Source organism: uncultured Campylobacter sp., assembly GCF_938017705.1.
GTDB lineage: Bacteria > Campylobacterota > Campylobacteria > Campylobacterales > Campylobacteraceae > Campylobacter_B.
The window spans coordinates 1-10,088 of sequence record NZ_CALIIS010000239.1; the positions used below are offsets into that span (position 1 = coordinate 1).

Genomic DNA, 10,088 nt, shown 5'->3' on the forward strand with positions numbered 1-10,088 from the left:
TAAAATCCGCGAGTATTTATTCGGCAACTGGGAGATGTGCTGGATCGGCTTTAACGACGCGCGCGACTTTGTCCTATCGCCAAAACCTGCGGAATTTCCGCTAAATAACTTCGGTTATCCTTACGGCGAAGTGGACGACAACGTGCTAAATTACTATTCGCCAATAGATTTTAGCTACGACTACAAGTCGCAAGAGCTCAAATGAAGGGCTTTTGGCTAGCTCTGGCGTCGGTTGCGAGCGCGCTGGCGGCGACTCTTTGCTGCCTGCCCGCGCTTTTGTTTTTACTTTTCGGCGCTTCATTTAGCCTGCTTAGCTCGGAAGCCATAGAGAGCTTAACCGAGCTGAGACCCTATTTTACAGCACTTGCCGCGATCTGCTTTGCGGCGAGCGCGTTTTATTTTTTCAAAAAGCCAAAATCCTGCGACCTCGCAAATCGCCGCAAAAAGTGGATCTTCATCTACGTTTTTTTAGCTGTTTTTGTGATTATTCTGCTATCATACCCCGAAGTTTTAGGAAAAATTTATGAATAAAATTCTATCTATTTTACTGCTTGCAAGCGTGGCGTTTGCAAATCAAAATTTTGTTATCAAAGTCGAGGGGATGCACTGTCCGCTGTGTACGGCGATGGTGCGAAAAGCCCTGCTAAAGGTAGACGGCGTCATCAGCGCCAAGGCTAGCCTGCACGACAAAACCGCCCGCGTCGAGACGAAAGACGGCGTGAGCGAGAAGCAACTGCTAGATGCGGTGGCGACGACGGGCTACACGGGCGAGATAGTTAAGTAAATTTAAGGAGCAAACATGCAAAAAAACGAGGTTATGAACGATTTTAAGAGGCTCTGCGAGATACCTCACTGTAGCTGCGAAACGGAGCAGATGAGGGGGTTTTTGGCGGATTTTGCGCGCTCTCAGGGCTTTAGCGTGAACATCGATGAGGCGGGCAATATCCACGCCGTAAAGGGCGAGCCTAAAATTTGCCTGCAAAGCCACTACGACATGGTTTGCGTGGGCGTGGCGCCGAATTTGCAGCTCATCGAAGAGGACGGTATCTTAAGAGCGAAAAACTCGACTCTGGGCGCTGATGATGGCATCGGCGTGGCGATGATGATGGGCGCGATGCGGGAGTTTGCAAATTTAGAGTGCCTATTTACCAACGACGAAGAGGTCGGGCTCGTGGGCGCAAACGCCTTTAAGGGTAAAATTTTATCGCCAAATTTGCTAAATTTAGACAGCGAAGAGGACGACCGCGTGACGCTGGGCTGTGCGGGTGGCATAAACGTGAGCGCAAAAATCGGTGCGCAGACCGTCAAAAAGAGCGGTAAAATTTACGAGATCGGCGTCACCGGACTTAGCGGCGGACACTCTGGCAACGAGATACACAAAAATATCCCAAATGCGACGAAGCTGCTAGCGAAATTCCTCGCTGAGGAGGGCTGTGAGCTTATTAGTCTGGACTTTGGCGAGAGGAGCAACTCGATCCCCGCAAACGCCGTGTGCAAGGCGCTGTGCGCGCATGAACCGAAGCAGCGCGGCCTGGCGTGGGTAAAGAGCCTGGGCGAGGGCGAAGCGGACGTGCTAGTAAATAGCGGCAAAATTTTAGCACTCATCAACTCATTTGCCCAGGGCGTGCGCAGCTACGACACGCAGCTTGGCATGGTAAATGAAAGCATAAACCTCTCGACCGTTAAGCAGAAGGGCGAAGTGATCGAGTTTGACTTTTTCGGGCGCGCGATGAAGCGCGAAGGGCTCGAAAATTTGGGCTTTGAGACCGCCACGCTAGCTAGCGCGCTGGGCTTTGATGTGAGAGTAGCCGACCGCTCGGCGAACTGGGCGCCGTGCATCAGCGACTTTGCTCATCTGGTGCTTGAGGAGTTGCAAAAACAAAAGCCGCAGGCGAAATTTGCCGCCGTGCACGCCGGTCTTGAGTGCGGCGTTCTGGTTGCAAAACAGCCCGAGCTGCAAGCCTGCTCCATAGGCCCGAATATCCACTCGCCCCACTCCGTGAACGAGCACTGCGAGATAGCGTCGGTGGAGATGATAGCGGAAGTTGTAAGAAATATAATCGCTAGACTTCAGTAGCTTGAAAAGGCTTGTCTTTTTGTCCTATACTTCGTTGGATTCAAATTTTACTCGGTCACTACCGACTAGGTAGCTCCCGTCGTAAAATTTAAATCCGCCTCGTCTAGAGCAAAAATACTTCGCCTTTAAATTTTCGGCGGCTCGTCTCGCGAGTGCTTTTTAAAGAGATTTTTGCTTCGCTTTGCTCACAACTGCAAGCAGAAGAAAATTTTAATCTGCGACAGGCTTCATGCCTAGTCTTGATTAAAATTTTCTGCACAACTTTCAAAATCATCTCGCGATACTGCGCCTTAAAATTTTTACAACTTGTTTTTGTCCTATGATTTAAATTTTACTCGTCTAGAACAAAATACTTCGCCCTTAAATTTTGCGGTTGCTTGCCTCACGAATGCTTTTTAAAGAGATTTTTGCTTCGTTTTGCTCGCAACTGCTTCTTGAAAAGTTGCGAATGCAAAGAATTAAGCAGGACGGACGCTAAAATTTGCTCGGCGGGACCACTTGCCGAAATAGAAATTTAAAAGGATATAAAAATGGAAAGCCAGATCAAAAATTTTCTGCAAAATTGCGAACAAATTGTTAAATTGCAAGCAAAGCGATACGAAAACCGTAGCCCTTTCGCAACCAAAATTCCACCTGTTTTTATACTGCCTTATGATGAATTTGAGAAAAAATACGGCTCAAATTTATATTTGGATAGTAGTTCCTGCGTGCTGGTGTTTGACGGCGATCTTAGCCTGTCGAGAGGCACGCTAAATTCCGCTTGGCTTGAGGATAAATTTAGCGACGCGGGCGGTAAAAATAGCACACGAGCGATGTTTGTTAACGGAAATTTATCCACCGGCGGCGATATCGTCGATGATGATTATCTGTTTTTACAGGTCGCCAAAGATACGGCGTGTAATTATCTGCATTCGCAGGACGGCGTTATCGCAATCGGCGGCAATCTAACGGCGCTTTGGGGCATAAGCGGCGAATACAACGACGGAATGTTGCAGGTTTTTGGAAAAACGCAAGCGCCGTATATCGTCTCAAACGACCACGCGATGCCTGATCATGGCGCTAGCGAATGCGTCTATATCCTAGACGGACGGGTTGGTCGAAGCTACCTGGGCGCGCTTGATGGTTGGGAATTTTTTGAAGATTGCGAGCTGATGTTTAAGGACGGAATTTGCGAAGACGAGCATCAGATCAATATTTCTGCCTTTTTTGAATTCGTAAAAAACGGCGTTAATCCACTGGTAGATTTTAAAACTTTTGAAGCTAGAAAAGTCGCCTGGGACGAAGAAAATGAAGAGCAGGAGCCAGAATGCGCAGGCGATCTGCCTAAAAATTCCGAGACTATCGCCGAGATGATATATTTAGAAAATTTCAGCGGTAGCGATGAGGAGCTATACGAGTATATGGTGAGCGAATTCGAGGCCATAGAAAAAATCGGCGATGAAAGCGAAAAATATGCTTATGGCGGCAGAGCCTTCAAGCTGTCTATCATTGCGGCAAGGATGGCGGAAAATTGGCGGCCGATTACCCAGCGTTACTCTGCGCGGCAGATAGATGAGCTACGCAAAATCATCATCAAAAGCGCGACGAATTTGGCCGATTATTTTTTAAAAATCGGCGATAAAAAACAGCTTGCGTTCATCTATGAATTTTTAAACGACAATGCGGTAAGCATCGAAAAAGACGAGCCGTTTTTATACGAAACGCTGGTGCGCGCGGGCTTGGAGTTGCAAGATTACGATAACACTTACGCGCTAGTGTCCGTCATTGATAAAAAGTCCGAATTTCTGCCGCAGGAGATAGTAAAAAGCATCGCGGACGTGATTAAAAGCGAAGGATACCGGGCTTGGCTGGCAAAGCAGTAGACCTCAAAAGCAAAATCGCAGATTTACTAAAAGATAAAAATCAAAAGAAGCGTTTATAAAATTTCAATCTAAATTTTTCGCGCCATAATAAGCCGAATGTCTGCCGTAAAGCGGGTCTAAGTAAGGCGTCAAAATTTTAAAATTCCGTCAAATTTAAACCCGCATTTGCAGGCTAAAATTTTACGGAAAATTCTTATCTTTGCTGCCGCACAGCTCGTTTAAAAAGCACTCCTTGCAGTTCGGCTTTATCGCCTTACAGGTGTAGCGGCCGAAAAGCACCATGCCTTGGTGTAGCTTGCCGAGGTCTGTTTTAAAAGCCTCGCTCAGATCGCGCTCCGTAAGCTCGGGCGTCTTTGCACGGCTCAGCCCTAGGCGATGCGCGACGCGAAAGACGTGCGTATCCACCGCCATCACGTTTGCGCCCGCGCCCTCTAAAAGCACGACGTGAGCGGTCTTTTGCCCCACGCCTGCAAGAGATTTGAGTCCCGCTTCATCAAGCGGCACGACGCCGCCGAAGTCGCGAACCACCGCCTGCGCCATTTTGATTAAATTTACCGCTTTGTTGTTGTAGAAATTGCACGAGCTGATTAGCAGCTTAACGCTTGCCAGATTGGCCTTTGCAAGCTCTGCAACGCTTGGGAATTCCGCAAAAAAGCGCGGCGTGATCAAATTTACACGCTTGTCGGTGCACTGCGCGCTAAGCATCACGCAGACCAAAAGCTGATAGTTGTCTTTAAATTTCAACTCGCTGCGCTCTTCCGCGAAGTTTTGTAAAATTCTCTTTTTTATCTCTAAAATATCTTTTTTACTTCTCATTTGCATTTCCTCAAGGCGGAATTCTACCCTAAAATTCTAAAGTACAGTTTGATTGTTAACAACTTTGAGTTATAATCGCCATTAAAATTTTTTTAAGGAATTATGATGAAAAAAGTTTTATTTACAGCACTTAGTTTGGCTGCCGCTATCAGCCTTAACGCTACCGTTTACGCTACCGTAAATGGCAAAGACGTAACCGAAAAAGAGCTTGCTCCGCTACTTCAAGGCATAGGCAATGTAGATATCGCTGCTCTTAATGCCGATCAAAAAAAGGAGCTTATCGATAAAGGCATTGATCTGATGCTGCTAACGGATGAAGCTAAAAAATCGGGCGTTATGGACGAAGACGTTTATAAAAAAGAGCTTGAAATTGTAAAAGATAACTTAGCACTTCGTGTATGGCAGGCTAAAGAAGCCAGCAAAATAAATATCGACGATAAAGAAATAGCCGATTTTTATAACAAAAACAAAGCGCGCTTTACCGAGCCTGCGAGAATCAAAGCGGCTCAGATCGTCGTTAAAACCGAAGCTGAGGCAAACGATATTATTAAGCAGTTAAAAGGGCTTAGCGACAGTGCGCTATTTACTAAATTTGCGGAACTTGCCAAAGCTAAATCTATCGATCCGCAGGCTAAACAAACCGGCGGCGAGCTAGGCTGGATGCCTAGCGATCAGGTCAAGCCTTTTGCCGATGCGATCTCTAAGATAAAAGATGGTCAAATCACTACTAAAGCTATTAGAAGCAGGGTTGGATATCACGTCGTGTTAAAAGAGGAGTCTCAAGCTAAAAAGCAGTTAAGTCAAAGCGAGGCAAAGCCTTTTATAGAGCGCGTACTTAGACAGCAAAAAGCGGCGAAAGTAGTCGAGCAAAAAGCGGCAGATCTTCACAAAAACGCTAAAATCGAGTATAAATAATATAGGAGCTAAAAATGGGCGTTTTAGATATAGTAAAACCGGGCGTTTTAAGTGGCGATGACGTAAGTAAAGTCTATGCGTATGCGAAGCAGCAGGGCTTTGCGATCCCTGCGGTAAACGTAGTGGGATCGAATTCCATAAACGCCGTCTTGGAAAGCGCTAAAATCGCAAATTCGCCCGTAATAATTCAGTTTAGCAACGGCGGCGCAGCGTTTTACGCAGGTGCCGCTTGCCCAAATGCCGCGGTATTAGGCGCTATCGCGGGTGCGCGCCAGGTGCATGCTCTGGCGGCCCATTACGGCGTTGCGGTAATTTTACATACCGATCATGCCGCAAGGAAGCTGCTTCCGTGGATCGATGAGCTCATTAAAGCCAACGCCGAGAATAAAAAAGCTCACGGCGTGCCGCTTTTTAGCTCGCACATGCTCGATCTTAGCGAGGATGATTTGGAGCTAAATTTAGCCACCTGCGAGAAGTATTTGGAAATTTTAAGCGATCTTGGAATTTCGCTTGAGATCGAGCTTGGCGTCACGGGCGGCGAAGAGGACGGCGTCGATAATACCGGCGTCGATAATGCGCGGCTTTATACCCAGCCCGTAGATGTCGCGCTAGCTTACGAGCGACTTGGCAAAATCAGCGATAGATTCAGCATTGCAGCAAGCTTCGGTAACGTCCACGGCGTGTATAAGCCGGGCAATGTTGTGCTGAGACCTGAAATTTTGAAAAATTCGCAAAAATTCGTCCGAGAAAAATTTAATCTGCAATCCGAAAAGCCCGTAAATTTTGTCTTTCACGGCGGCAGCGGCAGCGAGACCTCCGACATCAAGGCAGCCGTTAGCTACGGCGTCGTTAAGATGAATATCGATACCGACACGCAGTGGGCGTTTTGGGACGGCGTGCGCGCTTATGAGGGCAAAAATCGCGGCTATTTGCAAGCTCAAATCGGCAATCCGGAAAGCGAGGATAAACCGAATAAAAAATTCTACGATCCTCGCAAGTGGCTAAGAGCTGGCGAGCAGAGTATGGTGGCGCGCTTGCAAGTCGCATTTGACAATCTAAATTGCCTAAATAGGAACTAATATGGATCGCCCGAATAACGAGGTGCTCGATATCACGCTACCTGAGGCGAAGGAGCGCTCGTTAGCGGGCGTTTTTTTTAAGATCGCAGCTCTGCCGATCGCGGTTTTTGTGGTGTTTTTGCTGGGCTATTTGGGGCTTATCGGGCTGAAGGTAGAAACACACTCGATCCTGATGCTTGCAGTTTTGCTCATTATCGCGCTAGTTTTAGCTCGTCATAATGCAGAATACGGCTGCTTAAATTTTCAAAATAATATCGATGACTTCAAGCGCGAGCTGAAAAATTACATTGTCGCCAATCTCTTAAGTATCGGCGGCAAGAAAAAATCAGATGCCAGCTTTGATCTTTTTGTGGACGAATACGGCTACTCGCTGCGTAATCAAAACTACGCTTCCGTCGCGTCGGCGGTCTTTCCGATGCTTGGAATTTTAGGAACTTTCATCTCGATTGCGATTTCGATGCCGCACTTTTCCTCAAGCAATATCGATGGGTTAGAAACCGAGATCGCGCAGCTTTTAGGCGGCGTAGGTACGGCATTTTACGTCTCGATCTATGGAATCTTTTTGGCGCTTTGGTGGATATATTTTGAGAAAAAGGGCATCAGCAAATATGAGCGCCTGCTCATCAAATACAAAAATTCTACTAAAAATTTCTTCTGGAACAAAGACGAAATAACACAGGGCTATCTGAATGAAATTTTAAACGCTAATTCTGAAATTTCGCGCTCATTTGCGATGATGAGCTCTACGAATTTTACCGAAAGGCTAAACCGCCTAATCGATGAAAAAATCGGCGCATTTGAAAGTGTGATGGAAGCCGAGAAGCGAAGTATGGCGATTACACAAGAAGAGCTTGAAAAAGCAGGAGAGATGATCCAAAGGACAAATCTTGCTCACGGTGAGCTAGATAAGAGCTTCGCTCAAATTTTATCTGCGCTTAAGTCCGTGTCTGCAAGCCTAATCGAAATTCAAAACGGAATTTCCGCGCAGTATCTAAGCCAGTCTAAGACTTTAACGGACGGGCAAGGCGAGCTGACTAACGTTACGAGTGCATTAAGCGCTCAAATCAAGAGCCTAAATGCTTCCTTGGGCGGGTTTGCGGGTGAAATTTCAAGTTCGCAGAATGCTTACGCCGCTAAAATTGACGCTAGCTTTAAGGGGCTAAGCGCGGATTTGAAGGCACTTTTAGCTGGAGAGGGTGCTGCGCGGACGAGCAACGAAAGCATCATCGAAGAGCTTCGCAAAACGCTTGCAAGCATCGATGAAAAAGCACTTTTAGATGAAAACGAATAACGAAGAAAAAGAGACCTTCTGGATCGCGTACGCCGATTTGATGGCGGGGCTGCTTTTTGTTTTCGTGCTTTTAGTAGGCGGCATCATCGTCAAATACTTCCTCACGCAAAGCAACCTGCAGGAGAAAGAAAGCCAAATTTCAAGTGCGCTAGCAAGCCTGCAAAGCCAGGAGAAAAAAAGCGCCGAGCTTGAGGCGCTGAATAAAATTTTTAGCGATCAGCTCGAGAAGCTAAATATCGAAAACACCGATCTTCGCAAGCAAAATTCCATCTACTTCATACAGATCGAAGACCTAACCGAGATGGCAGAAAAGCTGAAAAAAGAGAATTTAGACATCAACTCGCTTCTGCAAAAAGCGCGCGACGACGCCAACGCTACGATCAGTCAAAACGAGCTTAAAATCGCCTTTTTGCTCGATCAGCTCACGAAGAAGGAGAGCGATTTTAATAAAATTTTACAAGACCTCAACGTCACGAAAAACCGCATCCGCAACCTCACCGGAATGAAGGTTAAGATCATCGCCGATCTGAAGGAGAAGCTGGGCGGCAAGATCCGCATCGACAACGAAAGCGGCGCGATGACGCTAAGCTCGTCGATCCTTTTCGATAAGGGCTCAAGCGAGCTGAAAGAGAGCGCCAAAGAGACGCTCCGCTCGACGCTGCAGAGCTATTTCGCCGCGCTTTTGAATAACGATGAAATTCGCGAAAATTTAGATCAGATCATCATCGAAGGACACACGGACAGCGACGGCGGGTATTTGTATAACCTCGAGCTCTCGCAAAATAGGGCGTTTGCTGTGATGGATTTCATCAACTCGTGGAATAAAGATGAGCGACTGCAAAAATACCTCATCGCCAGCGGTCGCAGCTACACGCAGCCCGTGATGCGCAGAGGCGTCGAGGACAAGGACGCTAGCCGCCGCATCGAGATCAAATTTACACTCTCAAACAAAGAGGCGATGGATGAGATCAGGAAATTTTTGCAGTTCGACGCGAACGCTACGAATTAGTGGCTCACCCTTAACGGTTCGCTCGAAATTTTAGCCCGCAAAAAAGAGGGCTTAAAATTTTAAAATTCCTAAAGAATTAACGTCTCATCTGAAATTTTAACGGTGGCGGAACGTATCCTTTTATTTTGGCGCGAATGTCGTCGTAATTTGGCGGCTCACTAAATTTTATACACCGCTTACGCAGCATCTGCCGCGGCGGAATTGGTTTAAATTTTAAGTACGCGCATTTTGACGCGCTTTTAGTGCTGTCACGCAGATAATATAGTTTAAATTAGATCTTTAAATTTAAGTCGCAAATTTAAACGGGCTCACAGGCGGCTTAAAATTTAAATGAATTAAAAGCCTAGCTCATTTAGCTTTCTATATCCGTCACAACCGACTTGAGATCCTAAATCGCAAGCCTTATTTAAATATTTTTTTGCAGTGTTTGTATCCTGTTTTACGCCTTCACCATAGAAATATGAAACCCCAAGATTATAGCAACCATCGGCAAATTCCAAGCGACAAGCCTTCGAAAATAGCTCGTTTGCTTTTTTAGAATCTCGCTCTACGCCCTCGCCCGAATAGTATAGAACTCCCATATTGTAGCACCCATTGACTAATCCTAGATCGCAAGCCTTAGAATATAACTCATATGCTTTTTTGTAGTCTTGCTTTGTGCCACTACCATTTTCATATGAATTCCCGAGATTATAGCAGCTTTGGGCAAGCTCCAACTCACAAGCTCTAGAGTATAGTTCATTCGCTTTTTGGTAGCTTTGTTTTACGCCCTCCCCTTTTTCATATAAAATTCCAAGATTATGGCAGCTTTTACCATGTTTTAAATCGCAAGCTTTCAAATATAGTTCGCTTGCTTTTTTATAATCCTGTTTTATATTTTCTCCGAAGTAATATGCGCTACCGAGATTTGCACACGCCGATGCATCGTTATTGTCGCATTTACTTTGCAGTTCGTTTTCATTAAAATCGCTCTGTTTTGCCACTACTAAAGCCGCCGTGGCGATCAGCGCTAAAAATATCTTTTTCATACATCGCTCCG

The 10,088-nt window shown here is 46.2% G+C and carries 10 protein-coding genes and 1 pseudogene; 9 read left to right on the forward strand and 2 right to left on the reverse strand.

The genetic code is table 11. The annotated features are described in order from the left end of the window. The 5 genes and pseudogenes from Q0605_RS11020 to Q0605_RS11040 all read left to right on the forward strand — a co-directional run. Positions 1-205, forward strand: a pseudogene (locus tag Q0605_RS11020) (transglutaminase domain-containing protein); the annotation flags it as partial. After that, positions 202-531 carry an aryl sulfotransferase gene (locus Q0605_RS11025; RefSeq protein ID WP_298706905.1) on the forward strand — a complete coding sequence of 110 codons (330 nt, stop codon included), beginning with the start codon at positions 202-204 and terminating at the stop codon, positions 529-531. The pseudogene Q0605_RS11020 and the gene Q0605_RS11025, both read left to right, overlap by 4 nt. Then, positions 524-784 (forward strand): cation transporter, encoded by a 261-nt coding sequence (locus Q0605_RS11030; RefSeq protein WP_295140567.1) that lies wholly within the window; start codon positions 524-526, stop codon positions 782-784. The genes Q0605_RS11025 and Q0605_RS11030 overlap by 8 nt, the downstream gene beginning before the upstream one ends. A gap of 15 nt (positions 785-799) precedes the next feature. Next, a complete protein-coding gene (locus Q0605_RS11035; protein WP_298706906.1) occupies positions 800-2,077 on the forward strand; it encodes a M20/M25/M40 family metallo-hydrolase in 1,278 nt (425 codons plus the stop codon). 530 nt (positions 2,078-2,607) lie between these two features. Continuing rightward, positions 2,608-3,939: a hypothetical protein gene (locus Q0605_RS11040; protein WP_298706907.1), complete on the forward strand. Its 1,332-nt coding sequence runs from the start codon at positions 2,608-2,610 to the stop codon at positions 3,937-3,939. A 180-nt stretch (positions 3,940-4,119) separates the two neighbouring features. On the opposite strand, the gene nth is transcribed toward Q0605_RS11040, so the two are convergent. Next, positions 4,120-4,755 (reverse strand): endonuclease III, encoded by a 636-nt coding sequence (gene nth / locus Q0605_RS11045; RefSeq protein ID WP_298706908.1) that lies wholly within the window; start codon positions 4,753-4,755, stop codon positions 4,120-4,122. Positions 4,756-4,860: 105 nt separating this feature from the next. Here nth and Q0605_RS11050 point away from each other — a divergent pair, with 105 nt between their 5' ends. The 4 genes from Q0605_RS11050 to Q0605_RS11065 are packed head-to-tail and all read left to right on the forward strand — an operon-like array spanning position 4,861 to position 9,049. Then, positions 4,861-5,670: a peptidyl-prolyl cis-trans isomerase gene (locus Q0605_RS11050; protein ID WP_291936539.1), complete on the forward strand. Its 810-nt coding sequence runs from the start codon at positions 4,861-4,863 to the stop codon at positions 5,668-5,670. Positions 5,671-5,684: 14 nt separating this feature from the next. Beyond that, positions 5,685-6,749, forward strand: a complete 1,065-nt coding sequence (gene fbaA / locus Q0605_RS11055; RefSeq protein WP_298706909.1) for a class II fructose-bisphosphate aldolase — start codon at positions 5,685-5,687, stop codon at positions 6,747-6,749. Position 6,750: 1 nt separating this feature from the next. Then, entirely contained in the window at positions 6,751-8,040 is a 1,290-nt protein-coding gene (locus tag Q0605_RS11060; protein WP_298706910.1) for a MotA/TolQ/ExbB proton channel family protein, read from the forward strand. Continuing rightward, a complete protein-coding gene (locus Q0605_RS11065) occupies positions 8,027-9,049 on the forward strand; it encodes an OmpA family protein (protein ID WP_297944850.1) in 1,023 nt (340 codons plus the stop codon). The genes Q0605_RS11060 and Q0605_RS11065 overlap by 14 nt, the downstream gene beginning before the upstream one ends. Before the next feature lie 335 nt (positions 9,050-9,384). On the opposite strand, the gene Q0605_RS11070 is transcribed toward Q0605_RS11065, so the two are convergent. Beyond that, the coding region (locus Q0605_RS11070; RefSeq protein ID WP_298706911.1) for a tetratricopeptide repeat protein at positions 9,385-10,088 on the reverse strand (704 nt) is incomplete at its 5' end.

Coding starts and splice junctions, on each gene's coding strand:
- Q0605_RS11040 (WP_298706907.1), top strand. CDS start 2,608: ATGGAAAGCCAGATCAAAAATTTTCTGCAAAATTGCGAACAAATTGTT.
- Q0605_RS11035 (WP_298706906.1), top strand. CDS start 800: ATGCAAAAAAACGAGGTTATGAACGATTTTAAGAGGCTCTGCGAGATA.
- Q0605_RS11050 (WP_291936539.1), top strand. CDS start 4,861: ATGAAAAAAGTTTTATTTACAGCACTTAGTTTGGCTGCCGCTATCAGC.
- Q0605_RS11030 (WP_295140567.1), top strand. CDS start 524: ATGAATAAAATTCTATCTATTTTACTGCTTGCAAGCGTGGCGTTTGCA.
- Q0605_RS11025 (WP_298706905.1), top strand. CDS start 202: ATGAAGGGCTTTTGGCTAGCTCTGGCGTCGGTTGCGAGCGCGCTGGCG.
- Q0605_RS11060 (WP_298706910.1), top strand. CDS start 6,751: ATGGATCGCCCGAATAACGAGGTGCTCGATATCACGCTACCTGAGGCG.
- nth (WP_298706908.1), bottom strand. CDS start 4,755: ATGAGAAGTAAAAAAGATATTTTAGAGATAAAAAAGAGAATTTTACAA.
- Q0605_RS11065 (WP_297944850.1), top strand. CDS start 8,027: ATGAAAACGAATAACGAAGAAAAAGAGACCTTCTGGATCGCGTACGCC.
- fbaA (WP_298706909.1), top strand. CDS start 5,685: ATGGGCGTTTTAGATATAGTAAAACCGGGCGTTTTAAGTGGCGATGAC.